General features: G+C 67.0%; 22 protein-coding genes and 1 pseudogene. 12 read left to right on the top strand and 11 right to left on the bottom strand.

Annotated elements, in window-relative coordinates; translation table 11 throughout:
• Nucleotides 1-5: 5 nt before the first annotated feature.
• Together FDP22_RS16920 and FDP22_RS16925 are read right to left on the bottom strand one after the other, a co-directional pair.
• Nucleotides 6-950, bottom strand: coding sequence for a carbon-nitrogen hydrolase family protein (locus tag FDP22_RS16920; protein ID WP_138579162.1), 945 nt, complete (start codon nucleotides 948-950; stop codon nucleotides 6-8).
• 12 nt (nucleotides 951-962) lie between these two features.
• Complete coding sequence (locus tag FDP22_RS16925; protein WP_138579164.1) at nucleotides 963-1,328, bottom strand: ABC transporter ATP-binding protein; 366 nt, start codon at nucleotides 1,326-1,328, stop codon at nucleotides 963-965.
• A 116-nt stretch (nucleotides 1,329-1,444) separates the two neighbouring features.
• On the opposite strand from FDP22_RS16925, the gene istA reads away from it, so the two are divergent.
• A complete protein-coding gene (gene istA / locus FDP22_RS16930; RefSeq protein WP_143972276.1) occupies nucleotides 1,445-2,974 on the top strand; it encodes an IS21 family transposase in 1,530 nt (509 codons plus the stop codon).
• A complete protein-coding gene (gene istB, locus FDP22_RS16935; protein ID WP_143972228.1) occupies nucleotides 2,964-3,755 on the top strand; it encodes an IS21-like element helper ATPase IstB in 792 nt (263 codons plus the stop codon). Before istA ends, istB begins: the two co-directional genes overlap by 11 nt.
• Here the strand turns inward: istB and FDP22_RS16940 are convergent.
• Genes FDP22_RS16940 through FDP22_RS16960 form a run of 5 tightly spaced genes read right to left on the bottom strand, consistent with a single transcriptional unit; the run spans nucleotide 3,750 to nucleotide 7,930 of the window.
• A complete protein-coding gene (locus FDP22_RS16940; protein WP_143972271.1) occupies nucleotides 3,750-4,169 on the bottom strand; it encodes an ATP-binding cassette domain-containing protein in 420 nt (139 codons plus the stop codon). The two genes, istB and FDP22_RS16940, sit on opposite strands and share 6 nt — an antisense overlap.
• Nucleotides 4,153-4,884, bottom strand: coding sequence for an ABC transporter ATP-binding protein (locus FDP22_RS16945; protein ID WP_138576042.1), 732 nt, complete (start codon nucleotides 4,882-4,884; stop codon nucleotides 4,153-4,155). Before FDP22_RS16945 ends, FDP22_RS16940 begins: the two co-directional genes overlap by 17 nt.
• On the bottom strand, nucleotides 4,881-5,840 hold the full coding sequence (locus FDP22_RS16950; RefSeq protein ID WP_138576041.1) for a branched-chain amino acid ABC transporter permease: 960 nt from the start codon (nucleotides 5,838-5,840) through the stop codon (nucleotides 4,881-4,883). Before FDP22_RS16950 ends, FDP22_RS16945 begins: the two co-directional genes overlap by 4 nt.
• Nucleotides 5,837-6,703 carry a branched-chain amino acid ABC transporter permease gene (locus FDP22_RS16955; protein ID WP_138576040.1) on the bottom strand — a complete coding sequence of 289 codons (867 nt, stop codon included), beginning with the start codon at nucleotides 6,701-6,703 and terminating at the stop codon, nucleotides 5,837-5,839. Before FDP22_RS16955 ends, FDP22_RS16950 begins: the two co-directional genes overlap by 4 nt.
• A 27-nt stretch (nucleotides 6,704-6,730) precedes the next feature.
• Nucleotides 6,731-7,930: an ABC transporter substrate-binding protein gene (locus FDP22_RS16960; RefSeq protein ID WP_170317741.1), complete on the bottom strand. Its 1,200-nt coding sequence runs from the start codon at nucleotides 7,928-7,930 to the stop codon at nucleotides 6,731-6,733.
• A gap of 124 nt (nucleotides 7,931-8,054) precedes the next feature.
• Between FDP22_RS16960 and FDP22_RS16965 the strand changes: the two genes are divergently transcribed.
• Nucleotides 8,055-8,948: a LysR family transcriptional regulator gene (locus FDP22_RS16965; protein ID WP_138576039.1), complete on the top strand. Its 894-nt coding sequence runs from the start codon at nucleotides 8,055-8,057 to the stop codon at nucleotides 8,946-8,948.
• Between the two features lie 266 nt (nucleotides 8,949-9,214).
• Here FDP22_RS16965 and FDP22_RS16970 read toward each other — a convergent pair whose 3' ends face one another.
• The 3 genes and pseudogenes from FDP22_RS16970 to FDP22_RS16980 all read right to left on the bottom strand — a co-directional run bounded on the left by FDP22_RS16970 (nucleotide 9,215) and on the right by FDP22_RS16980 (nucleotide 11,050).
• Complete coding sequence (locus FDP22_RS16970; protein WP_138576038.1) at nucleotides 9,215-9,709, bottom strand: enoyl-CoA hydratase-related protein; 495 nt, start codon at nucleotides 9,707-9,709, stop codon at nucleotides 9,215-9,217.
• Nucleotides 9,655-9,996, bottom strand: a pseudogene (locus tag FDP22_RS25390) (alcohol dehydrogenase catalytic domain-containing protein); the annotation flags it as partial. The pseudogene FDP22_RS25390 and the gene FDP22_RS16970, both read right to left, overlap by 55 nt.
• Nucleotides 9,997-10,090: 94 nt before the next feature.
• Nucleotides 10,091-11,050: an MBL fold metallo-hydrolase gene (locus tag FDP22_RS16980; RefSeq protein WP_239031814.1), complete on the bottom strand. Its 960-nt coding sequence runs from the start codon at nucleotides 11,048-11,050 to the stop codon at nucleotides 10,091-10,093.
• Here FDP22_RS16980 and FDP22_RS16985 point away from each other — a divergent pair.
• The 3 genes from FDP22_RS16985 (at nucleotide 10,940) to FDP22_RS16995 (ending at nucleotide 14,459) form a co-directional block, all read left to right on the top strand.
• Entirely contained in the window at nucleotides 10,940-11,833 is an 894-nt protein-coding gene (locus FDP22_RS16985) for a LysR family transcriptional regulator (RefSeq protein WP_138576036.1), read from the top strand. The genes FDP22_RS16980 and FDP22_RS16985 overlap by 111 nt on opposite strands.
• 457 nt (nucleotides 11,834-12,290) lie before the next feature.
• Nucleotides 12,291-13,034, top strand: coding sequence for an SDR family oxidoreductase (locus FDP22_RS16990; RefSeq protein WP_138576035.1), 744 nt, complete (start codon nucleotides 12,291-12,293; stop codon nucleotides 13,032-13,034).
• A 717-nt stretch (nucleotides 13,035-13,751) separates the two neighbouring features.
• The gene (locus FDP22_RS16995; protein ID WP_138576034.1) at nucleotides 13,752-14,459 is read left to right on the top strand and encodes an MFS transporter; all 708 of its coding nucleotides are present in this window, start codon (nucleotides 13,752-13,754) and stop codon (nucleotides 14,457-14,459) included.
• A 394-nt stretch (nucleotides 14,460-14,853) separates the two neighbouring features.
• On the opposite strand, the gene FDP22_RS17000 is transcribed toward FDP22_RS16995, so the two are convergent.
• Nucleotides 14,854-18,045, bottom strand: coding sequence for a tetratricopeptide repeat protein (locus tag FDP22_RS17000; RefSeq protein ID WP_170317742.1), 3,192 nt, complete (start codon nucleotides 18,043-18,045; stop codon nucleotides 14,854-14,856).
• A gap of 532 nt (nucleotides 18,046-18,577) precedes the next feature.
• On the opposite strand from FDP22_RS17000, the gene FDP22_RS17005 reads away from it, so the two are divergent.
• The 6 genes from FDP22_RS17005 to FDP22_RS17030 all read left to right on the top strand — a co-directional run bounded on the left by FDP22_RS17005 (nucleotide 18,578) and on the right by FDP22_RS17030 (nucleotide 25,407).
• Nucleotides 18,578-19,606, top strand: coding sequence for an extracellular solute-binding protein (locus FDP22_RS17005; RefSeq protein WP_170317743.1), 1,029 nt, complete (start codon nucleotides 18,578-18,580; stop codon nucleotides 19,604-19,606).
• Between the two features lie 182 nt (nucleotides 19,607-19,788).
• Nucleotides 19,789-20,874 carry an ABC transporter ATP-binding protein gene (locus FDP22_RS17010; protein ID WP_138576031.1) on the top strand — a complete coding sequence of 362 codons (1,086 nt, stop codon included), beginning with the start codon at nucleotides 19,789-19,791 and terminating at the stop codon, nucleotides 20,872-20,874.
• Nucleotides 20,871-21,743: an ABC transporter permease gene (locus FDP22_RS17015; protein WP_138576030.1), complete on the top strand. Its 873-nt coding sequence runs from the start codon at nucleotides 20,871-20,873 to the stop codon at nucleotides 21,741-21,743. Before FDP22_RS17010 ends, FDP22_RS17015 begins: the two co-directional genes overlap by 4 nt.
• The gene (locus tag FDP22_RS17020) at nucleotides 21,740-22,570 is read left to right on the top strand and encodes an ABC transporter permease (protein WP_138576029.1); all 831 of its coding nucleotides are present in this window, start codon (nucleotides 21,740-21,742) and stop codon (nucleotides 22,568-22,570) included. Before FDP22_RS17015 ends, FDP22_RS17020 begins: the two co-directional genes overlap by 4 nt.
• A 573-nt stretch (nucleotides 22,571-23,143) precedes the next feature.
• Entirely contained in the window at nucleotides 23,144-24,484 is a 1,341-nt protein-coding gene (locus FDP22_RS17025) for an NAD(P)/FAD-dependent oxidoreductase (RefSeq protein ID WP_138576028.1), read from the top strand.
• A 2-nt stretch (nucleotides 24,485-24,486) separates the two neighbouring features.
• Nucleotides 24,487-25,407 carry a 2-hydroxyacid dehydrogenase gene (locus FDP22_RS17030; protein WP_138576027.1) on the top strand — a complete coding sequence of 307 codons (921 nt, stop codon included), beginning with the start codon at nucleotides 24,487-24,489 and terminating at the stop codon, nucleotides 25,405-25,407.
• The last annotated feature ends 76 nt before the right edge of the window (nucleotides 25,408-25,483 follow it).

The following is a 25,483-nucleotide window of genomic DNA, read 5'->3' on the forward strand; positions in this document are numbered from 1 at the left end:
CAGCCTCACGCTTCGACGACGTCGTGGACGGCGACCACCGATCTGCGCGGTTGCTCGTTGACGATGAGCTTGAACAGATCGGGTCTTGCATAGTGGCCGTTCACGTCGTGGTCGAACTGCGCCCGTGTGATGTCCTCCATGTCGATCTCGGCAGTGATGATGGCCTCGCCGCTGAAATCGGGCCCGGCAATGATGTTCCCCAGTGGGCCGACGATCATGCTCCCGCCCCGCATGAGGACGTCCTCACTGGTATCCGTGATTGAGTTGCGCATATCCTCGGGGAACTGGCTTCGCTTCAGGTACTGGCACGCGGACAGGACGAAGCAGCGCCCTTCCAAGGCGACGTGCTGCATCGAAGGCGCCCACGTGTCGCGGTCGTCGGCGGTCGGAGCGCAATAGAGGGTGAGACCCTTGCTGTACATGGCCATGCGCAACAGCGGGACATAGTTCTCCCAGCAGATGACTGCGCCCATCGGCCCCCAGGGTGTGTCCACCGCCGTCAGCGTCGAGCCGTCGCCATGGCCCCACACCAGCCGCTCCGCCGCTGTGGGCAGCGTCTTGCGGTGCTTGCCCAGCAACGTGCCGTCCGGGCCGAAGAACAGCGCCGTGCAGTAGAGCGTGCCACCGGCCCGCTCGATGACGCCAATAGTGAGATGAAGCCCCGCCTCGCGCACCGCCGCGCTGAGGCGCTCCGTCTCGGCGCCGGGAACGGGAATGGCCCGCGAGGCGTAAGCGAGGAACTCTTCGCGCGTGGCCGGACGGCGCATCCCGACACAGATGTGGAAGTCGGCGCCCTTGGGATAGCCCCCGACGAAGGCTTCGGGAAACACCGCGACCTGCACGCCCTTGCGCCCACACTCGGCAATGAGCGCTTCCGCCTTCGCGAGGGTCGCCTCGGTGTCCGCTCCCTCCGTGCCGGCCTGAACGACCGCGACCTTGATTTTTGCCATTACGATCTCCCTTCAGATTCCAAGATAGCTGCGGCGGACCTCATCGTTGTCCGCCAGTTCTTGCGCGGTTCCGCTCAGGGTGATGTGACCGCTGTCAAGCACGTATGCGCGCTGAACCAGCTCCAGGGCGCTTGCCACGTTCTGTTCCACCAGCAGAACGGAGACCCCGGTCGCGTTCACCCGCCGCACGGCGTTCTGAACCTCCTCCACCATCAGCGGAGCGAGGCCGTGCCCCGGCTCGTCGAGCATGAGAAGCTTCGGCTTCGACATGAGCGCGCGGCAGATGGCGACCATCTGCTGTTCGCCGCCCGACATGGACATCACCTTCTGCCCGCGCCGTTCTTTCAGCCGCGGGAACATCGAAAAGCAGGCGTGCATGTCTGTTGGATGTCACTGAGAACTGACCCAGCAGCGATAGGAAATGTCACTGAGAATTGACCCATGTGGAACCCTCCCCCTGACGAGATTTGTCGGGGGTCATTGGAGTGATCGACATGGATTTTTTGAGCGTCATTCGACGGTGGGCACTGCGGGACAAGATGCCCATCCGCGAGATTTCGCGGCGGACTGGACTGTCCCGAAATACGATCAGGCGTTACCTGCGTGCCGGGATCGTCGAGCCCAAGTTCAAGGCACCATCGAGGCCGAGCAAGCTCGACCCGTACGCGGAGAAGCTGTCGGGCTGGTTGCTGGCCGAACAGCGCAAATCGCGCAAAGAGCGGCGGACGGCGAAACAGATGCACGCGGATCTGGTTCAGCTGGGGTTCGATGGGTCCTACGAGCGGGTCTCAGCCTTTGTCCGAGCCTGGAAATCGGACCGGCAGCGCGCGCAGAACACGACGGATCGCGGGACATTCGTGCCTCTGGTGTTCAAGCCGGGCGAGGCCTTCCAATTCGATTGGAGCGAAGACTACGCGATCGTCGGGGGTGAACGGACCAAGCTGCAGGTCGCACACATCAAGCTGTCGCACAGCCGCGTGTTCCTGGTCAGGGCATATTTGCTGCAGACACACGAGATGCTGTTCGACGCGCATTGGCATGCGTTCAGAATCTTCGAAGGCGTGCCGGGCCGCGGGATCTACGACAATATGCGCACGGCGGTGGACCGCGTGGGCGTCGGCAAAAAGCGCGATGTAAATGCGCGCTTCATGGCGATGACCAGCCACTACGTGTTCGAACCCGACTTTTGCAATCCGGCGGCGGGATGGGAAAAGGGCCAGGTCGAGAAGAACGTCCGCGATGCGCGCAGCAGGATGTGGCAGGTGATGCCCACCTTCCCTGATCTCGATGCGCTGAACTGCTGGCTGGAAGAACGGTGCAAGGCGCTGTGGGCCGAAACCGCACATGGCGGTTTGCCCGGCAGCATCGCAGACGTCTGGCAAGCGGAGAAGCCCTCGCTGATGCCGTTGCCCACCGCGTTCGACGGTTATGTCGAGCAAAGCAAGCGGGTGTCCCCAACCTGCCTCGTCACGTTTGATCGCAATCGCTACTCCGTGCCTGCCAGCTTTGCGAACCGGCCAGTCAGCCTGCACATCTACCCCGAAAGGCTGGTTGTCGTTGCTGAAGGGCATGTCGTCTGCGAGCACCAGCGCATCATTGAAAGGTCGCATCGGCAACCGGGCCGCGTCATCTATGACTGGCGGCATTACCTGGCCGTGATCCAGCGCAAGCCCGGTGCGCTGCGTAACGGCGCCCCGTTTGTTGAGATGCCGAGGGGCTTTCGTGAGCTGCAGGATCAGATGCTGCGCAGACCCGGCGGTGATCGGGAGATGGTCGACGTCCTGTCGTTGGTATTGCATCACGACGAACAGGCGGTCCTGTGCGCGGTGGACATGGCGTTGAAGGCCGGCGTGCCGACAAAGACCCACGTGCTGAACCTATTGCACAGGCTGGTGAACGGCACTTCAGTCGAGTTGCCAGACGTAACGCCGCCTCCGGCCTTGACGCTGAGCAAGGAGCCCGAGGCCAATGTTGCACGCTACGATGGGCTGCGCACATCCGGAGGCAAACGCCATGCGTCATGATCCCGCCGGAGCTGCCATCGTCATCATGCTCCGCAGTCTGAAGATGCCAGGCATGGCCCAAGCCGTGCATGACCTCATGGAACAGGGCGCGCCTGCGTTCGATGCGGCGATCCCGATCCTGTCCCAGCTGCTGAAGGCTGAAATGGCCGAACGTGAAGTGCGGTCCATCTTTTATCACATGAAGGCAGCGCGCTTCCCGGCCCACAAGGACCTGTCAGGCTTCGACTTCGCGGCCAGCGAGGTCAACGAGGCCCTCGTTCGGCAGCTTCATCGATGCGAGTTCCTCGATGCTGCCGAAAACGTGGTCCTGATTGGCGGGCCCGGCACCGGGAAAAGCCATGTGGCGACCGCCCTCGGAGTCCAGGCGATTGAGCATCACCGCAAACGCGTGCGCTTCTTCTCCACAGTCGAGCTGGTGAACGCGCTGGAACAGGAAAAGGCGCTGGGAAGGGCCGGGAAAATCGCCGAGGCGTTGGTGAAAACCGAATTGGTGATCCTCGACGAGCTCGGATACCTGCCGTTCAGCGCCTCGGGCGGCGCCTTGCTGTTCCACCTCCTCAGCAAACTTTACGAACGCACCAGCGTCGTGATCACCACGAACCTAAGCTTCAGCGAATGGGCCAGCGTCTTCGGTGACGCCAAGATGACCACGGCGCTCCTCGATCGCCTCACACACCGCTGCCACATCCTGGAAACCGGAAACGACAGTTATCGCTTCAAGGCCAGCTCCGAGACCGCGAAAAAAAAGAGGAAGGAGACGCCAATGTTGACCCCATCATGAACCGACCGACATACTGACAGGCGGGTCAAATCTCGATGACAATGCTGGGTCAGTTCTCAGTGACATCCAACAGTGCATGTCCTCGGCCAGCGGCTCATGCCGGCGGTGGTAGGCACCGATGAGCAGGTTCTCTTCGACCGTCATGTCGGGGAACACGTGTCGTCCCTCCGGAACCACCGCGAGGCCGCGGGATACACGTTCGTAGGCGGGCAACGCGGTGATCTCCTGCCCATCGAAGGCAATGGAACCCGAGACGGAAGGCAGGAGGCCGCCGATGGCCTTGATGAGCGTTGTCTTGCCCGCTGTATTGGCGCCGAGCACCGCTACCGTCTCGCCGCGGCCCACGTGGAGCGTGATGCCGCTGAGCACCGGCCGCCCACCGTATCCGGCTGAAAGATCAGTGATGCGCATCATGGCTGTGTCCCAGATAAGCGGTGAGCACGTCGGGATTGCGGGACACCTCAGCAGGAGATCCCTCGGCAATCAGCCGGCCGAAATTCAGCACGAGCACCCTGTCGGACAGCCCCATGATGGCGCGCATGTGGTGCTCGACGATGATGAGGGTGATGCCTTGCTCGTCGCGCAGCCGGCGCAGGCTGGCCATCACCTCGTCCATCTCCACATGGGTCAGGGCAGCCATCACCTCGTCCAGAAGGAGCACCTTCGGCCTCGTGGCGAGGGCGCGTGCCACCTCCGCGAGCGCCTTCTGCGGAAAGGTGAGTGATCTGACCGGCTGCTCGGCGACGCGCCGCAACCCGACCAGCTCCAGGCATCGGAGCGCCTCGGCCCGAGCCTCCTGCACCGAGCCGTGGACCACCGCTGCCGTCATCACGTTCTCCACCAGCGACATCTGGGGAAAGAGGGCGGTGTTCTGGAACGTCTTCGTCATCGCCCTGCGGGCGATAAGGTGGGGCTTCATGCCGTCCACCCGATGGTCCTCCAGACAGATCGACCCAGCGGAGGGGCGCACCAGGCCCATCAACGTGCTGAACAGAGTGGTCTTCCCGGCGCCGTTCGGGCCGATCAAGCCGACGATTTCCCCACCCGCGACCCTGAAGCCGACGGTGTCGAGCGCCACCAGCCCTCCGAATCGGACGGTCACTGCGTTGACGGCGACAATCGGGCTCATGCTTCGGGCCTCCGCAAGACCTTGGGCAGCCGCAGGGAGGTGAGACCGTCGGGCCGCAGCAGTACGACGGCGATCAGCAGCGCACCGAAGATAAGGGGGGCGAGCCCGCCCACCTCCTCCGACAAGGTGGCGTTGAGCACTTCTTCGAGCGGCACAATGAGGAATGCGCCGAGGATCGGGCCCGCAAAGGTTCCCACGCCTCCGATGATTGCCACGAGGGCCATGCGGATGGAGACGTGCGAGGCACTGAAGACGGTTTCCGGATCGATGAAGTAGGTGAACTGGGCGAACAGCGTCCCGCAGGCGGCCGTGAGAGCCGCCGAGATCACGCTCGCCAGGAGCTTGACCCGGAAGGTGGCAACTCCGGCCACCTCCGCTGCCTGCTCATCGTCGCGTACGGCGCGCAGAAAATAGCCATAGCGGCTCGCCGTCAGCCACGCGAAGGTCGTGCAGGACACGAGGAAGAGGAGGACGAACAAGGGCAGATAGTGTCCGGGGAAGCGGAACTGCATCATGGCCCAGGAATCCCCCACGAACGGCACAGAGATGCCCTGCGGACCGCCGGTGAACTTGAGTACGCTTGCGCCGATCCTGCAGGCCTCCGCCGCCGCGAGGGTGGCGAGCGCAAAATAGGGACCCTTCAGGCGCATGGTGGGGCCGGAGAGGACGAGCGCCAACACGACCGCAGCGATGATGCCGATGCCCATGCCGAGCCAGGGACTCAGCCCGTATGCCACCTGCGTGATGGTAGGGATGTAGGCGCCGATGCCGAAAAAGGCCGCGTGGCCGAGCGAAATCTGGTTGAAGCCTCCGACCACATTCCATGCCTGCGCCATGGAGGCGGTCAGCAGCATGATGCACAGGATGCGCACCACATAGCCGTTCGGTTCCAGAACCAGCCCGGCGAGGAGGATGACCGAGGCGAGCGCCGCGAGGACAAGAAGATTGCGCTTCATCGCGAGACCCCCCCGAGCAGGCCCTGCGGGCGCACGGCGAGAATGGCGATGAACACGACGAACAGCGCCAGATCCTTCATTTGCACCGGCAGGATGAGAGTGGAGATGGACTGGATGACACCAACCAGCACACCTCCCGCGAGCGCACCGGTGGTGCTCCCGAGGCCGCCGAGGACGGCGACGGTGAACATGAGCACCACATAGTGGGCGCCAACCGTGGGATTGACGGTGGCATAGGGCAGGATGATGCCGCCCCCGAAGGCCGTGAGGCCTGTTCCGAGGCCGAACGCGAGGGCGTAGATCTTCCGAGTGTTGATGCCGAAGGAAATTGCGGCCTGCTCGTCCTGAGCTGTGGCGCGGATCGCCCTGCCCGTCCACGTACTGGTCAACAGGAACCGCAGGGAAACGGCCATGATCACGGCCGCCGCGAAGGCCAGCAGATAGGGAACTGAGACCAGGATCGGGCCCAGATGCAGGGCTTGCGTCTGGTAGGCAGTCTGGACCGAGCGGTAGTCCGAACCCAGGAAGATGAGTGCGACATTTTCCAGCACGGCGATGAGGCCGACCGTAAGGAAGATCTGCGCCACCACCGATGCCTTCACCACGTGGCGGACAAAGAGATATTCGAGGGCGGCACCGATGGCACCGCCGACGAGAAGGGAGAGGAATGCTCCGGCGATCGGGTCCAGCCGGAGCGTGTGCCAAGCGAACCAGGCCACGTACATGCCGATCATGACGAATTGGGCATGGGCAAAATTCACGATGCCGAGGATCCCGAATACCAGGGTCAGACCAATGGCGATGACGCCATAGACCCCGCCGTTCAGAACCCCATCGAGCAGCGCCTGCAGTAGGTTGGTCATGCGTTCAATCCCGGTTAGCGATGCGCGTCATTCGGTGATCTGCTTGCCGCGCCAAAGGAGTTGAGCGCCGGCCTTCTGTGGGAAGACGGTGACCAGCTCACCACCTTGCCACTGGACCATGATTGGCGTGCCGGTGGTGGTGGCGCCCGTCTCGTCATAGGCGAGGCAGCCGGTGGGAAGCGCCCTGGCGAAGCCCTCGCAGAAGCGCAGAGTGGAGAGCGCGTCGCGGATCTTCGCTGGATCCGTCGACCTTGCGACGTCGATCGCCTTCACCATGTCCTCGAGGCCGGCGGCATACATGAGCGCCTCGTGCGAGGGCCATGTGCCGTAGGTCGCGCGATAGCGATCCGCGATCTGCTTTGCAGCGTCGTAGTTGGCCGGGGCAACGGAGAGCACGCCCTCTGCCATGGCGCCCAGAGCTGTTCCGAAATCCGGGATGATGTAGCCGCCCGCTCCGCCTACGACGGGCGTATCGATCTGCTGCTGCCCCATGGAGCGTATGATCAACACCGCATCGTTGATGTAGGAGACCGGGAAGACGAGTTGGGCGCCGGAATTGCGGAGCTTGTTGATGAGCGGGGTGACATCGGTGATGCCCGGCGGATATCCCTCGTCCACCACCACCTCAACTCCGGCCTTCTCCGCGGCCTCGCGGATGCCCTTTGATTGAGCGGTGCCGTAGGATGTGTCCTCCCAGAGAATGGCGATCCTGGAGATCTTCTCATCCGAAATTTCGCCGAGTTGAATTGCCTGCTCGAACGTCGCTGCTCCGAGCACCGAAGCCTTGGGCGACATCTGGAAGATGTTGCGATACCCCCGCTCGGTGATCTGGTCCGCGAAAGAGTGGGTCACCATGGGCACGCCGAGGCGCTCCGTCACTTCGGAAGCGGCAAGGGTGATATTGCTGACGAAGGAGCCGATGATGCCAACGACCTTCTCGCCGCTGACAAGGCGCTGCACTGCCGCGCCGGCTTTTGCCGGTTCAGGCGTGTCTGCATAGACCAGCTCCACCTTCGCGCCCTCGAGGGAGCCGATGCCGCCCGCGCCGTTCACGTCCTTGAGCGCCAACTCAAGCCCGTTGCGAATATTGGCGCCAAACTGGGCATTGGAGCCACTCAGGGGGATCACGACCCCAATCTTCACCGTCTCCTGAGCCATGGCCAGCTGCGGGCTGAACAGGGTCGAGAATGCAACGGCAAACATTCCTGCTCCGAACTGTTTGAGCATCGTCCGAATTTCCTCTTTATGGTGTCGTGGATTTTTGTGCGGTTCTCGAAAATAGAAACACCGCGGATGAGTTGCTTCAACGCCGATTGCCGCGATTGCTTTGTGCAAAAAGAAGGAGCGGAGAATGGAATGGGATGACTTGAGGCTGTTCTTGCAGGTGGCGCGCTCGGGTCAGATGCAAGCGGCTGCCCAGGCTTTGGGGGTGGACCATTCGACCGTCAGCCGCAGGCTGTCGCGTCTGGAGGAAAGGATGGGTCTCGTCCTGTTCGAGCGGGCTGCGCGGCGCATCAAGATCACGGAAGAGGGGCTGAAACTCTTCGCTGCCACGGAGCGGATTGAATCCATCGTGCTGCGGGACGTTATGCAGATTTGCGAGCAGGAGGTGGATCTTGCCGGGCGCGTCCGCATCGGAACGTCGGAAGGCTTCGGGAGCGCCTATCTTGCCAGCCGGCTGCCACAGCTCACCGTGGCGCACCCGGGGCTGGAGATCGAGCTTGTGGCAGTGCCTCGCAACTACTCGCTCGCCGCACGCGAGGTGGACATCGCGATCACGATGGAGGAGCCGCGAGTCGGGAGTTCGCGTTATAAAAAACTGACCGATTACAGGCTCGGCATTTATGCCGCCGAAGAATATTTTGATAGTCGCGCACGTCCGCAGAGCATTGATGATCTGCGCGAGCACCCTTGGTGTGGCTATATTGACGAAATGCTGTACACGCCGGAGTTGGACTTGCTGCAGTTTGGCGATGTGCGCATTCGTGCAAACTATCGCGCGTTGGGTGTCAGCTCCCACCTGGAGGCGGTCTGCACCGGCACCATGCTCGGCATCCTGCCGTGCTACATCGCCCGAAAGCGGGCGGGTCTGGAGCGGATCCTTCAGGACAAGGTCGCGCTCGATCGCACGTATTGGTTGGCCGTCCACGAGGATCTGGCAAATTCTAACCGGGTCCGCTTCCTGATGCAGAAGATCGAAGAATGGGTCAAGGAAGATAGGAATATCTTCAGATTGGATAGCTGAGGATTTCACCCCCGGCGTGAAAAGGCTCGCGGCGCATCAGGCCCCTCCGCGGAGTGGGTGATGTTCCCGACACCGGCGAAATCACGGGAGTTGTTGGCTGGGAAAAGGCGAGCCTGCTGAGGGCCTGGTTTCCGCTATGAGCAATCGCCGAGGGAGACTGGCCGACAGGCCGGTTTGTCCTTCGACCGGCGGCCAGCCCGCTGCCATCCCCCCTGCCACGGCGCGGCTGAGCCTGTGGGTCAGGGCAGCGTGTGCGTTGCGCAGGGTCAGCGTTGGCGTCCCCGCGAGATCCGCGGCGATCTGCTGCGCACGCGCCTGAAGGCAGTTCGGGTAAAGACTTCGGTCACTACGCCGAGATCATAGGCCCGCCGAGCGTCCAGCTTCTGCCCTATGACCAGGAAGTGGCGCGCGCAATTGATGCCGAGGCGTTCGATCCACGTCGCATGGATGCCGTCGCCGGGCGCGACGTTGTTGGCAACATCCGGGTCTTGGAACCAAGCCTGTTCGCTCGCGACGACGACATCGTCCAGGACCGCGAATTCCGAGGGGATGGGAGCCGGAACGTTGACGGCGGCGGCGACAGGCAGGCCGCAATCGATGCAGCTTTGCACCATGCGCCGGCAGTGACACGCGACGATCGACCAGACACCAAGCCACTTGCCCTGGCCGTCATCACCTCTGCATAGCCACCGTCGCGGTGAATGCCGGTCCACATCTGGTCGGTACAGCGGGTGAAGTCTCCGCGCGTGCACATCGCGCATTTTCCGCACGGGCCAGCAAGGAAGCCGACACCGACACGCTGCCCGACGGTCCAACCCTCGACGCCTACGCCGACGCACTCGATGCGTCCGACAGCCTCGTGGCCCGGGACGCGAGGGTATTCGATCGGCACCATGTTGTTTTCGACGGTCCAGCAGTCCGTGTGGCAGACGCCGCACGCCTCAACCCTGATCCGCACTTCGCCCTGTCCGGGCTCAGTGATTGGCCGCTCGACGAGCTCGAGGAGGCCGGGCGCACTGGCTTGGACGACGCGATATGTAGCAGTCATAATTCCCACCAAGCAATAGCGCCGGAACCCGACCGGAGGTCCGGGTACGTAACGGAATTGTGGGATCAGGTGGTGCGCGCCGAGAGGCGGTCGGTCAGGCCGCGAAGGTGATCGGCTTGCCCTTGTCGAAGCGCGTCAGCCTGTCGCCGAGATTGAACTTGGCAAAGACATCGGTGAGTTGATCCTGGTCTTCCTTCAGATGCCCCCAACCTTCGTTGTGGGCTGAGACCAGCGCGGCATCGGGGAAGGCTGCGGCTGCTTCGAGCGCGTCCTCGCTGCCCATGGTCATGTGAAAGCGACCGCGGGGCTCGGCCGCGCCGGTGAAGAGAACCACGACCTTCGGGGCGAAGCGCCGGGCGACTTCGGCCGTGCCATCGAACCAAAGCGTGTCGCCGGTGATGTAGAGGAGGTCGCCCGGCGCCTGAACGCCGATGGCAAACCCGATGACATCGCCGGCGTCCACACCGACGGGACCATGTCGGGCGGGCGTTGCCGCGATGAACAGGCGCTTTCCGGTGGCGCTTTCGAATGTGCGCGTTTCGAACGGCGCAACCCCCACTGAATTGCCGCCGAGGCGCTTGGCGCCGGAGATGGTGGTGTACGTTACGCCGGCCTTTGGCAGCAGAGCCCGCCCGGCGTTATCGAGGTTGTCGAAGTGATGGTCGTGGCTGAGCAGAATCGCGTCCAGGTGACCAATCTGATCAGCGGAAAGTGCAGGCCCCGTTACCTTCCGATGGACAACAGGACTGTGAGGCCCTTTGTATTCGCCAGGCGGATCGAAGGTCGGATCGGTCAGGAAGCGGATGCCGTCGTACTCGATCAATACCGTCGGGCCGCCGATAAGGGTCAGCGTCAGATTAGGGTTGGCCATTTGCGCCTCCATTGAACCGTTGAGAAAAACTACCGAGGTGCGGCCTTCCACGGAATTCGCTAATCTCGCGCAATGGCTGAGCAGAATCGCACAGGTCCTGATTGGGAAGACGTCCGGGTATTCCTTGCAGTCGCGCGCTTTGGCAGCCTTTCGGCGGCTGCGCGTTCGCTTGGCATCAACCATGCCACGGTGTCCCGGCGCATGAGGTCGCTCGAGGAAGCGCTCGGCGAGCGACTCGTTGAGCGTCGGCCGGACGGGTATGTTCTGACACCAGCCGGGACTCGGATTCTGGGTCCGGCCAGCGAGATGGAGGTTGCGGCTGGCATACTCAGCCGCGGGGGAGATGACGATCGCCCGAAGGGCCTGGTCCGCATCAACGCGCCGCCAAGCCTCACACAGACGTTTCTCGTCAGCCGCCTCGCAAAGCTCGCCATCGAGCAGCCGGGCCTGGATCTCAACCTTGCATCGGATGTACGCTCGGTGAGCCTTGAGCGGAGGGAGACCGACATTGCGCTGCGGCTCGCGCGACCTGTTGACGGCGATGTGTATGCGACACAATTGGTCTCGCTGGGCTTCGGGTTCTATGGCAGCGAAGCCTGCTGTCGACGGATCGAGGAGGGAAACGAGCCCGTCTTTGTCGGCTTCGACGAATTGAATGCGCATCTCCCTGAAGCGATCTGGCTTTCGCGCCACTTTCCGAAAGCGCGCATGTCGTTCAGAACGAACAGCCAGACAACCCAAGCTGTCGCAGCCCGTGAGGGTGCTGGGCTAGCGATGTTGCCGTACTTTGTCGGTAAAGCAGATCCTGATCTCAAGCTCTGCGTGCTTGCGCAGAGGCCACCCGCGCGAGGGATCTGGTTGGTCACTCGGCGTCAGGATCGCAGAGACCTTCCGATCCGTGTCGTCTCCGATCACCTTCGAATGATATTTGCGCGAGAGCGAGACCTTTTCGAGCGCGCGCATTAAGCTCATGAGGCCTCATTTGCAGAGTGGATTGTGCGCGATTGGCTCACAATCTGGCAACTGCTGTGCATTTTTGTGGTGCCACGCCCGGCATTTTTGCTTGGGCCATGGCGCCGCAAGCCGGGATTGTCGCCCCTGGACAGTCATGCGGGGAAACGGCGTCCCGGCGGGTTTGGCCTTCGCGGCCTCCGCCATACCCCGGGTGTCCTCCGTTGCGAACAAGCCGTTCGTCACGCTCGCCAACGCGATATCTGTGGCGGCAACGCGCGCCACCGATCAGCTCCGCCTCAACGACCGGATGGTGGCATGGGACAGTGTGAGGGTGCCGGTCTGGAGCGGGCGGCACAACGACAATGGGCGGGCTCTGTGCATTTTCGCTCAGCCATTGAGGGAAATGGTCGAATTCGCGCAAGGCCTTCGCTGGCCTACAGTGGGGTATCAACGTCAGAAAGGGACGCGCATGGCTGGCAGTATCGCCGGAAAGGTTGTTCTCGTTTTCGGTGGTGCCGGCGGAATCGGCTCCGCGGCGGCGCGCGACCTTGCAGCCAAGGGCGCGCAGATCGCAATTGCCGACATCGATGAGGACGGGATGGTGGTCGTTGTCGACGATATCGTGCGGTCCAACGGTGTGGCGCGGCCATATCCGGTCGATGTCACGGTGAAGGACGACGTCGCCAGTGTCGCCGAGGACATTGTCCGGGATTTCGGGCGCATCGACGTGCTCATCAACGCCGCCGGCGTCATGTTCATTCGACCACTCGTCGAGATCCATACCGTCGAGTGGGAGACAACGATCGATCTGAACCTGAAGGGGACGCTTTGGGGTATCGCTGCGGTCTTGCCCTATTTCCTCAAGCAGCAAAGCGGGCACATCATCAATCTCGGTTCTGTCCACGGGCTCAAGGTGTTCTCTCCTGGCGGCGCCGTTCATTCGGCGTCAAAGTTCGCTGTACGAGCCTTGTCGGAGGGATTGCGGGCAGAGTTGGCGAGCACGCCCATTCGCGTGACGACCGTGACACCGGGAGCAGTCGATACCGGCATCCAAAACAGGACGACGGGTACGGACAGCGCGCGGATGCAAGAAATCTACAAGAAGGCGATTCCAGCGAGTGCCGTTTCGCGAGCGATTGCTTTCGCGATGGAGCAGCCAGACGCTGTCGACATCAACGAGATCGTCGTGCGGCCGTCGGCTCAGCTCATCTGACTGATGTCTCCGACCGTATTTCCTGTAGTGATGCCGGGGGGCTTGGTGCGAGTGAGGTGGCAGGTCAATGGCTCGGCGCGAGCAGCCGCATGACTTGCCGGAAGATCGGCCGCCCGTTCGATTCAAATCCGCCTGTGACCTCATGGCCGAGATCCATGGCCTGGCCGGCCGATGTTCAGCGAAGAGCCGAAGCTGTCGGGGACAGGAACGCCCGATGCCAAGGCGAAGCGGCTCCCCGGTGGTGCGCACGCAGGTCCATGCAACCCAGTAAAGTCGAGTGAGAAAAGACACCCAATTCAGGGTCGGCCGCTTGGCCGTCCTGAACGGGGAGGCATTTGAGCAGGGGCCGGTGTGCACTGCATACGGTTTGGGCGCCAGATCGGTGAAGAGGCGGAAACCAGGACAGGAATGCATGACAGGCTGTACGGGCTGCGATTGCTCCGCCATGCGTTGACTGCTGCTGAACTGGGCAGTTTTCGGCAAGGCGCATTGTTCCGATGGCGGTTCGAGACCTTGACTTCAAGGGGCCATCCTGTGTGGCCGGATCGGAAGGCGCACTCTCGACCATCCGGATCTTCGCCCCGTGTTCGAAAGCGCGGCGGCACTGGGCGCCCCCGTCCTGCTTCACCCTCGCAGGGGTACGATCCGCCCATTGTTCCGGCGTCTCCGCCGAGGTCGACGCCATGTTCGGCCTCCTGGTCGCTGATGGGGGCTCGTATGCTCCCCGCCCTGTCGCCGGAAGCGCGTGTACCAGATGCCAATGCGCTGGCCCCGGCCCTCATGCCCGCGCGGCGGCGGGGCGCTGCGCTGTCGATTGCGACCGGAGGAAGGACGCTCGCCCTGGTGTTTGGTGTGCCGCTCGGTGCGATCGCCGGAAATCGTTTCGGTTGGCGGATGACCTGCGGCGGTGTCGCCCTGGCGACAGTCGCCACGCTTGGGCTCCTGGCCGGCCTGCCGCGCGATAGCGGACGCGACATGGCCGTGGTGACGCGGCGTGACTGGATAGCGGTTGTCGTTCGCCCTGACATACTGCCCGCATGGCGCGTCATGATGCTCAGGACTGTGGGGATATTCACGATCTGCACCTGTCTTGCCCCCTGTCTCACTGCCGCCATCAGCATGGCCCGGAGCGCCACCTGCTGCCCCGTCGAAACCGGGGCCCATGTGATGGTCCTGCCCGGTGGCGCACCGGCGGAGACGATCATCGACTACGTGGGTCGCGGCGCTGCCGACAGCTGTCGGGAACATGTCGCGCCTTGCGGGGATGAGCGGTCGATCCCGGAAATGCCCGCCCTGCGCATCTCCGCGCCACGCCAGATGCCGAAACGGATCCGCGCCCGAACCGACGCGCTGGCCGCCAGAGCGCCTGACCTGGCAGGAGCGGTATCGCTGCCGAAAGTCCGGATGTCTCCGCACGCCGTCTGAACGGTGCTGCCCGGGCTCGGCCGCCGAGCCCGGGGAGCTTTCCTCGTGCGGGGTGCGGGGGCCTCCCGCCGCAGCCTTTGCGGGAGCTGTGTGCTCCTGACGAGAGAGCGCATGTCGCGGTCCGGCAGGGAGCTTGACCGCGAACAGCCCTGCCCCGGATGGCGCGCTTCCGCGTCAAGGCCGGACGGGGCGAGGCCCGCTTCTTCCGGCGGGCGGTGTGCGGGGAGCCGGGGATTATGCCCGGCGGGGATGAGCGTCTTCATAACGGCCGGTGTCGCCGGGCGGGTGTCGGGGGGCGCCTCAGCCGAGCTGCGGACCACGGACGCGCTGGCGGTGCGTGTGCGCTGCCGGTGCGCGCGCGCCGGCCGGGCGCGCTGGTACGGGGGCAATCCCTTCAGATGTCCCGCAGCCGGGGCGTGTTCCCCGCCTCCGGGCGCGAGGTCACGTAGCCGATCAGGCCCCGCAGGGAGTGCGAAACGGTCCGGCTGTGATGGTCCCAGTAGCGCACGGTCTTCTTGTAGGGGATCGGGACGTGGATCTGCACCATCCGGCGCAGCTCGCTGACCTGGATGATCGCGAGATCGCTGGTGTCGATGGCGGGGTCCAGCAGGCAGGCGGCGGCGGCCCGTGTCAGCACGCCGGGGCCGGTCTTGCTCCAGGCGCTGTCGTTGTCGCGCGCGAGCAGCGCCTCCAGCGCCATTTCCTTCGCCCTGCCGATCACCGGGTGCCCCGGCCGGGCCGCGATGATGTTGTTGGAGAGCGAGCCGCGATGCTCCCGAAAGCACACCAGCCCCGCATGGGCGGGCAGCCGCTCGAAGATGTCCGGCGCCGCCAGCCTGTCATCCGCGTCCGCGTAGAGGCCGCCCTCGGCGTAGAGCAGGCAGAGGCGGAGGAAATCCGCCTCCTCGGCCACGTGGTTGGCCAGCCGGAACGCCCGCAGGTGCGCGGCTCCGAACCGCGCGGAGAGGAAGGCCCGCGCCTCCTCCCGGGTCCACACCCTGTGGCTCGCGGCGTCCACGGCGGACCAGGAGCGCATCACGTCGCGCACCGGGGCCGGAATGTCCTGCGTGTTCCAGTACTGGAGGATGCGCCGGGGAATGGCGCGCGCCTGCGCCGGCCCCGCGGCGGGCGCGCGGTCCATCCACTGCGCGATCGCGCGGCGCGCGGCCACCACGAACTGCGCCGCGAGATCGGCCTCCGCCCCCGGGCCGGCCCGCGCGGCCTCCGCGCTGAAAAGCCTGAGATCGTTGAGGAGGTTGCCGCTCAGAGTGGTGCTGAGGTGGCGGATGTTCAGCCCCGGCGCGTCCGCGGTGCCCTGCATCCGGCCGATCTGCGCGCCGGCCTCCTCCAGCCGCCCCGCCGTCACCATCAGGTCGAAGGTCTGGGCGATGCGCGCCCCGTCCGGGTCCAGCCGGTCCGCCTGCTCGAAGAGCGCCAGCGCCGCATCGGGCCGCGAGGCCTCCGCCAGCAGGCGCGCGCGCAGGCGCAGGTGGGTCGCCCGGGCGCGGCGCCCCGCGGGCATGGCGCTGTCCAGCAGGGTGTCGAGCTCCTGCGCCCTGCCCTGCTGCATCAGAACCTCGTACTGCGCCTTGAGCATCGCGAGGTCGCCCGGCCAGCGCCGCAGGCAGGCGCGGCCGTAGCGGAGCGCGCGCGCGCGCTCCCCGGCGATGCTGAGCAGGCGCAGCAGCAGCAGGGCCTGGCGCAGCGTGCGGCGGGCGAAGCGGTGCGTGCGGTAGCGGCGCAGCGCCCCGGTGGGGCCTTCGTCCAGCAGGGCCACCTCCGCGTCGAGCTCCGCGCGCAGGCCCGGGTGGATGGTCTCCATCAGCCGCGCGGCGAGCCGCCGGAACCCCTCGTCCGAACAGATGGGGCGGAACAGGATCACGAGCTGCCGGCAGGCCTTCATGCTCTTCGGGCCGCAGTCGACCAGCCGGGCCAGGGCCCGCTCACAGGCCGCCGCATCGCCCGCGGCATCCGCAAGGGTGAGCAGGTCCGTCGCGTCCCGTTCGCCGAGCAGGGGAGCGAGCGTGGCAAGCTGGCCGCGCAGGCGCGCCAGCACGTCGGGGCCAAGCCGTTGCGCGCCCTCGATCGCGAGGCAGCGGATCAGCGGCAGGTCGGCGGCGCGCGGTGTCTCCGCGGCCAGCAGCGCGTCGACCTCCCGCGCCACCACCGGTGCACCGGCCGGGCAGTCGAGCGCGGCGCGCAGGTATTTCGCCCGGAGGGAGCGGTCCTCCGGGTTGATCGCAACCGCCCGGGCCAGGCTGCGCAGCGCCGCCGCCGGCTTGCCCTGGTCCAGCCAGAAGCTCCCCAGCTCGGCGTGCACCGGCGCCTGCGTTCCATGCGCCCTCAGCATGTCGCGCAGGGCGCGGACCACGTCGCCCGGCCGGTCGGCGCGCCGCAGGATGCGGACGTCCATCAGCCGCAGCCGCAGGCTTCCCGGGAAAGCCTGCAGCCCGCGCGCCACAGCGCTCAGTGCCTCCCGTACATCGCCGTCGAGCAGCGCGCCCTCGGCCAGCGCATGGTAATCGTTCGCGCGAAGGCCCCGAAGGCGCTCTGCCCGGCTCCGCGCCTCCTGCACGGCGGTGACATTGCCCAGCTCGCGGTTGAGGCGGGTGGAGAGCAGCCAGTGCGCGGCGGTGTCGGGGAAGCTCTCGACCAGGGTGTCGGCCACCTCGACGGCGGCGGCATGCTGCCCCGCCCGCGCCAGAAGCCGGGCCGCGCGCTGCAGGCAATTCCGGTCCTGCGGGTGCGCCTCCGTGGCCGCGCGCAGGAGGGCCATCAGCCCGTCGAAATCGCCCCGCCTCAGCGCCAGTTCGGCCCGGCCCAGCAGCGCCGCAACATGGCCGGGCCGGGCGGCGAGCACGGTGCTGAAATGCCGGTCCGCACCCTCGTCGCGCTGAAGCTCGGCGTAGCATTCCGCCAGGCTGCAGCGCAGACGGGCGCTGCGCGGGGCCCGGCGCAGCGCCCGCAGGAGAAGCCGTGCCGCCTCGCGCGGCCGGCCGCCGCGCCGGAGCACGCCGGCGCAGCGGTTCACGATCTTCTCGTCCTCGGGATGTGCGGCGACGGCGTTCAGCGCGAGGGCCGCGGCCCTGTCCGCCTCGTCACGCCGCAGCACGCTCTCGATGCGGCCAAGGCTGGCCTCCACATGCCCCGGCTCCAGCGCCAGCACGGCGTCGAAATGCGTCTCGGCCCGGGCGAAGTCCGCCATGCGGATAGCGAGCGTCGCGGCAAGCATCCGGACGGGCACCGTGTTTCGCGGCCGGGGCGGCAGCCTGTCCAGCAGCGCAACCGCCTGATCGGCCTGCCCGGCCGCGATCAGCGCCTCACCATAGGCGGCGATCACCTCCACCGCACACGGGCGCAGCTTCAGCGCGTCGCGGCCCCGGCTCAGCGCCAGCTCCATGTGTCCGGACTTCAGCGCCGTGGTGATGCGCCCGGCCAGCGCCGCCACATGGCCCGGCCGCAGGGTCAGCACGTCGGAAAACCGCGCTTCCGCCTCCGCAAGGCGCCCGGCATCGAGCAACCGGCCTGCCTCGCGCAGCGCGCGCCCGGGCCCCGTGCCGGAGGGAGCGGCCGTGCTGTTGGTCATCATCGCTCCGGTGTTGGCGGATGGGCCGGTGCGACCGGCAGGCCCCCCGCCGGGACATCGTCCCCTCGTAAGTACACGGCCAGGTCAGGGCCGATCAAGCCTGCGCTCCGCTGCCCGCGCCGTCTCTTCCCCGGTATCGTGCAAAGGTCTGCCCGCAACCCCCCGGCATGTCCGCACACCGTGCTCTCGAGAGAGGCACCCCTTCGCTGAACCGGCATCCGGCACGGGAGCCGGGCCCTGACCGGGCCCGCCCTCTCCCTGCAGCCGGTCGCGGCACCCTCCGCGCGGTCTCCGGGCCGGTCGCGTCCGGCATTGCCGGCCCGGCACGGCGTGCCCGGGCGCCCCGGAGAGCAGCGCCTGCCGCGCTCCGCCCAGCATAACATTTCCGCATGCTTGTACCGGATACCCCTGTATTCTTTTATTCTCGGGTCCCGTTACCATCCGAGCCCGCAAGCAAATGGTCGCACCGGACCGCGCGGGGCTCTCGGGCCGGCGCCTGCCCCGGGGCCGACCGGGACAACAGGGATCTGACATGAAAACCATTCTCACCTCCACCGCGCTGGCTCTGGCGCTGGCCCCTCTGGCCATGCAGGGCGCCGCTGCGAAGGAACTCGTGATCTCGGGCTATGGCGGGCTGTGGGAGCAGGCGGTGCGCACCTGTTTCGAGGCGCCCTACACCGCGCTCACCGGCAACACGGTAGCCATCACCATGGGCGCGCCGAACCAGTGGATCAACCAGATCAAGGCCGCGCCGGGCACCCCGCCGATCGACCTGCTGATGATCCCCTCCAGCGGCGCCTTCGACGCGATCAAGAGCGACATCGTGGAGCCGATCGACACCGCCAGGGTGCCGAACTACGCGGAAGTGTCCCAGCAGTTCAAGGACTTCACCAAGGGCATGGGCTCGGTCTACGTCTACGGCGCCATGGGGCTGATGTACGATTCCACCGTGGTCACCGATGCGCCGAAGACCTGGCAGGAGTTCGTGGACGGCACCATCGCCGGCAAGTGGCGCGCCTCGATCCCGGGCCTGGACTACGGCTCCAGCGGCATCGCCTCCACGGTGTGGATGCTGGCGCATGTCTCGGGCGGCGACGTGGACAACGCCGACCAGGGCTTCGAGGACATCGCCAAGATGCAGGAAAGCGGCAACCTGGTGTTCTGGAACAACGCCAACGAGCTGCTGAACCAGATCGGCTCCGGCGAGGCCGACATCGGCATGTACTGGGACGGCCGCAGCTGGGCCTTCATCGACGATGACCATGCCGACATCCGCTACGTGAACCCCGAGCCGGGCTCCGTGGCCGCGATGACCTGGGTGCAGAAGGTCAAGGGCGGCGACGACAGCGCCTGGGACCTGATGAACATCGTGCTCTCCGCCGAGGGCCAGGCCTGCTACGGCAACATGATGCGCTACGGCATGTCGAACGCCAACGTGACCTATGACCCCGCCGTGGCCCCGCAGATCACCCGGATGGACAGCATCGTGATCCCGCCCTTCGAGCAGATCGCCGAGAAGATGCCCGAATGGGTGGACCGCTGGAACCGCGAGATCCACTGAGCCGCGCCCGCGCGGCGCCCGAACCGCCGCGCGCAGGCCCGCGGCAGGCGCGGCGGAGCGCCTGTCGCACATGACGGCACGATGATGTCACGGGCACCCGGGCGACCGGGCCCCCGACCCTGTGTTCCGGCCTGCGGGCCGGGGCGCGCCTCCGGCTCCCTCCTGACGATGAAAAGACCGCCATGACCCAGCCCATCTCACTGGACCTCCGCGGGGTGTCCAAATCCTACGGACCCGTCCAGGCCCTGCTGCCGCTCGATCTCTCGGTCCGTCCGGGGGAGCTGCTGTCGCTGCTCGGGCCCTCGGGCTGCGGCAAGACCACCACGCTGCGCATCATCGCCGGGTTCGAGACGCCCGACTACGGCGACGTGCTGATCGGCGGCACGGACGTGACCGAGCTGCCGCCCGACCGCCGCCGCCTGGGCATGATGTTCCAGAGCTACGGGCTGTTCCCGCACATGAGCGTGCTCGACAACGTGGCCTTCGGATTGAAGATGCGCAACGTTCCCCGGGCGGAGCGGCACCGGCAGGCCGGCGAGATGCTCGAGCGCGTGCATCTGGGCGGCTACCGCGACCGGATGATCGCCCAGCTCTCCGGCGGCCAGCAGCAGCGCGTGGCGCTGGCCCGCGCGCTGGTCACCAACCCCTCCATCCTGCTGCTGGACGAGCCTCTGGGCGCGCTGGACAAGAACCTGCGCGAGCACATGCAGTTCGAGCTGCGCGAGATCCAGCGCAGCCTCGGCATCACCACCATCCTCGTCACCCATGACCAGGAGGAGGCGCTCACCATGAGCGACCGCGTTGCCGTGATGCAGGGCGGCGCCGTGCGCCAGATCGGCGCGCCGACCGAGATCTACATGCAGCCGAAGTCGCGCTTCGTCTCGGAATTCCTCGGCGCCTCGAACATATTCACCGTCCGCCCGGAGGGGGCCCCGGTCGGCGGCAGCTTCGCCGCGCGGGTGGGCCCGGAGAACGGGCTGGTCCGCGTGGCCAGCAACGGACAGGAGATCGGCACGGCGCCGCTCAGCGTCGCCATCCGCCCCGAGCACCTGCGCCTCGTCCCCGCCGGGGAGGCCGCGCTGCAGGGCCGGCTGCGCAGCGTCATCTTCCGCGGCAGCTTCTTCGCCTGCGAGGTGATGCTGCCGGGCCAGGACAGGCCGATCCTCGTCTACACCCAGACCAGCACCGACCTGCCGGCCCCCGGCAGCCCGGTCGGCGTGGACTGGCCGGAGGGCCGCGCCGTCGCCATCGCGGAGAGCGCCGCATGAGCACGTTGCCGGACGCGCCCGCGCCCCGCCCGAACCGCGCCTACCGCCTGGCCCGCAACAGCTGGGCGCTGCCGGCGCTGGCCTTCCTGCTGCTGTTCTTCGCCGCGCCGCTGATCCGCAACACCCTCACCAGCTTCAGCGGCGCGGAAGAAGGCTCCGGCCAGTATTTCGACAATTACATCCGCCTGTTCACCGATGCGTTCTATGCCGGCGTGCTGCTGGAAACGCTGAAGGTGAGCGTGCTCGTCACGCTCATCTGCCTGGTGATCGGCTATCCGGTGGCCTATTTCATGGTCCGCTACGCCGGGCGCTGGAACCCGTTCCTGGTGTTCTGCCTGATCGCGCCGCTGCTCACCTCGATCATCATGCGCACCTTCGGCTGGGAGGTGATCTTCGCGCGCAAGGGGCTGCTGAACCTGTTCCTGATGGATGCCGGGCTGATCTCGCGGCCGCTCGACCTGCTGCGCAACCCGGTCTCGGTCTACATCGGCCTCGCGCATGTGCTGGCGCCCTTCATGGTGCTGTCGATCACCGCCGTGCTGCAGGGCGCGGACCGGCGGCTGGAGGAGGCGGCCCGGGTGCTGGGCGCCGGCCCCTGGCGCACCTTCCTCAATGTCACCTGGCCGATGAGCCTGGAGGGGGTGATGACCGGGTCGATCCTGGTCTTCGTGCTCACCAACGGCAGTTTCCTCACCATGCTGCTGCTCGGCGGAGGCACGGTGAAGACCCTGGCGATGCTGATCTACCAGCAGTTCAACCTGACACAGGACGTCGCCTTCGCCAGCGCCATGGGCAACGTGCTGCTGCTCATCGCGCTGATCGGGCTGGTCCTGCAATCGCGGGTCGTGTCCCGCAGGAGGGCGAAATGAGCGAGATCACCCGGACCGGGCGCAAGCGCCGCCCGCCGCGCAACCCCGCGAAGCTGGTGCTGGGCCTCTGGGCCGGGCTGTTCGTGGTGTTCCTGCTGCTGCCGATGGTGGTGGTGGTGGCGGTGTCCTTCTCCTCCGCCTCATTCGTGTCCTTCCCGATCCCCGGCTTCTCGCTGCGCTGGTACGCGCGGGCCTTCGACTATGCGCCCTTCATGAGCTCGCTGCTCACCAGCATCGAGCTGGCCGTGGCGGCCACGCTGGTGGGCACGCTGCTGGGCATTCCCGCGGCCATCGCCGTGGCCCGCTCGCGCCACCCGGTGGCGAACGCGATGTCGAACTTCCTGCTCACGCCGCTGTCGATGCCCGAGATCGTGCTGGGCTTCGCGCTGCTCTACTTCCTCGCCAGCCTGCGGATCGGCAGCGGGTTCCTGTCGCTGCTCATCGCCCATTCCATCGTGGCGATCCCCTACATCTCGCGCACGGTGATGTCGGTCTACCGCGCCATTCCCGCCAGCCACGAGGAAGCCGGCGCGGTGCTCGGCGCCAGCCGGTTCCAGATCCTGCGCCAGATCATCCTGCCGCAGATCATGCCGGGCGTGTTCGCCGGGGGGATGTTCTCGATGCTGATCTCCTTCGACAACGTCTCGCTGTCGTATTTCTTCGGCTCGGCGCATACATCCACATTGCCGGTGGTTATGCTGAGCTACATGGAAAACCAGTTCGACCCCTCCATCGCCGCCATCAGCACCATCCAGATGCTGATCGCCATCGTGACCCTGTTCGCCATTCACCGGGCCTACGGCATCCAGCGGCTGACCAGCATGTGACCCCGCGCAGGCCCGGGGGAGCATTGTCGGGCGGAGGCATCGGGCCGGCGCCCCGGCCGGCCCGGCGCACGGCAGGCCCGCGGTGCATCGTGCCGCCCCGGCCCCTCCCGCGCGATGGGGTCCCCCCCTCGGGTCGTCGCGCGCACGCTGGCGAACGCCTCCGGGCGCGTCGCATCCCCCGGGGCACTGCCTCCCCGGGCGCGCGCCCGGGATGTCCGGTGCGCCTGCCACATCTGCCCGCCACCCACCCGGCGCGCTTGCTACACCAGCCCGCCTGTCACCCGGCGCGCCTGCTACCTCGGCCCGCCCGCAATCTGGCGCGCCTCCGACACCGGCCCGCCACTCGCCCGGCGTGCCTCCAACAGCGGCTGGCCCGTCACCTGGCGTGCCAGTCTCATCGGCCCGCCGGCCTCATCCGGTGCGCTGCCCACCGGGCAGGCCGCACCAGCCGGCGCGGCCCGAACTGATCCGGCGGGCCGCTCCCGGCCCGGCTTCCCCATCGGCCCGCCCGTCCTTCGGGCCCGCCGTTCCCCGCCGGGGCGCCGCCCCGGTCGACCAGTAACGAGTTGCGACATGACCACCACGGCACCGCCCCCCGCCCCCACACGCGCCGCCCCGGGCGCGCCGTCGCGCTTCTGGGACCTCGGCGTTCCGGATTATGAGCCCCGCCAGGACCGCCCGGGCGCCAGCGCCGACGTGGCCATCGTGGGCGCCGGCTTCTCCGGCCTCGCCTGCGGCATCGCGCTGGCCCGGCGCGGCTTCAGCGTGGCGGTGTTCGAACAGGGCGCCATCGCGCACGGCGCTTCCGGCCGCTCCGGCGGCATGGTCGGCCCCAGTTTCCACAAGCTGGGCATGGCCGGGCTCACCGCGAAATACGGCGCGCAGAAGGCGCAGGGCATCATGCAGGCCGGCATGGAGGCGCTCGACCATTTCGAGGCCTTCGTGGCGCGTGAGGAACTGGAGTGCGATTTCCAGCTCACCGGCAGGTTCCGCGGCGCGCGCAGCCCGGAGGATTTCGACGCCATGGCCGCCGAATGCGCCCGCCTCAACGCCCAGGTCGGCCTGCCCTACCGGATGGTGAGCCGGGCGGAGATGCCGACCTTCATCGGCTCCACCACCTATTGCGGCGGCGTGTTCTACCCGCGTGACGGCGGTGTCCACCCCAAGCGCCTGGTGAACGCGCTGGCGGGGCGGAGCGAAGCGCTCGGCGTGCGCCTTGCGCCCGGCACCCCGGTGCATGCCATCGCGCGCGAGGCCGGGGGCTTCCGCCTCCACACCGCACAGGGCGATGTCACCGCGCGGCACGTGGTGGTGGCCACCAACGGCTATGCGGACGCGCGGACGCCGGACATGAACGCCCGCGTCGTGCCGATCACCGTCACCGTGGCCGCAACCCGCGACCTGGGCGCGGATCGCATCCGCGCCATGTCCCCGCGGCTGGCGATGCATGGCGAAACCGGGCGGGTGTTCACCTGGTCGCGCCCCACGCCGGACGGGCGGCGCTTCATCTTCGGCGGGCGGATCTGCAGCGAGAGCGTGGCCCCGGCGGACCGGCCGGCACGCGTGGCGGCCTCCGTCGCGCGGATCTTCCCGGAGCTGACGGCGCAGGATTTCGAGCACGTCTGGCACGGCCGGATCGCCTACACCGCCGACCATGCCCCGCATCTCGCGGCCATCGACGGCATCTGGCACATCGGCGGCTACTGCGGCTCCGGGGTCACCCGGTCGATCTACTTCGCGGAGAAGGTTGCCGGGAAGATCGCCGGGGAGGCCGGCAGCACCACCGCCTTCGACGACCTGCCCTTCCCGAAGGTGCCGTTCCGCCCCCTCGCTCCGCTCGCCGCCCGGGTGATGACGCGCTACTACAAGTGGCTCGACACCCGCGACCTGCGCCACCGCCGCCCCGGAGTGTGAGCATGGCCTTCCTGTTCAACTCCCCCGACGCCGCCCGCGAGGCGGTGTTCCGCGCCCGCCTCACCGCCGCCTTCCCGGACCTGCCCTTCCTCACCGCGCGGGACGACGTCGCGCCGGAGGCGGTGCGCTTCATCTTCACCTGGGCGCCGCTGCCGGACTGGGGCCGCTTCCCCAACCTGGAGGCGGTGTTCTCGGTGAGCGCGGGGGTGGACCAGTTCGCCGGCCTGCCGCGGGAGATCCCGCTCATCCGCATGCAGGACCCGATGAACACCCGGCGCGTGGTCGAATACGTCACCACCTCCGTGCTCGCCTGCCTGCGCGACCTGCCGGTGCTGGCCCGCTGCCAGCGGGAGCGGAACTGGGCGCCGGACCGCGCCCGGCTGATTGCCGATACCTCCGTCGGCATCCTCGGCCTGGGGGCCATCGGGCTCGAGGCGGCGCGGATGCTCTCCGGCCTCGGCTTCCGCGTCGCGGGCTGGGCGCTCAGCCCCGGGGCGGAGGATGGCGTGGCGCGCCACACCGGCGCCGAAGGCCTCGACACGCTGCTCGCCGCCTCCGACATCGTGGTCTGCCTGCTGCCCCTCACCCCGGCCACCGAGGGCATCCTGAACGCGGATCTCTTCGCGCGGATGCGCCCGGGCGCGAGCCTGGTCCACGCCGGGCGCGGGCGGCACTGCGTGGACGCCGATCTCGCGGCGGCGCTCAGCTCCGGCCGGCTGCGCTCCGCGGTCATCGATGTCTTCGACGTGGAACCCCTGCCCGCCGACGACGCCCGCTGGGACCTGCCGAACTGCCTGGTCACGCCGCATGTCGCCGGCCGGATCGCCCCGGAAACCGCGGTGGAGAACGTGGCGGAAAACCTCGCCCGCCACGCGCGCGGCCTGCCGCTGCTCTGGCAGGTGGATCGCGACAGGGGCTACTGACGCATGGGGGGGCGCCCTGCGCGCGCCCCTTGGCGGGCGCCCTTCCCGACCGCCCCGCGCGCGCCTTCCCGACCGC

This window comes from Paroceanicella profunda, from assembly GCF_005887635.2.
In the GTDB taxonomy this organism is placed as follows: domain Bacteria; phylum Pseudomonadota; class Alphaproteobacteria; order Rhodobacterales; family Rhodobacteraceae; genus Paroceanicella; species Paroceanicella profunda.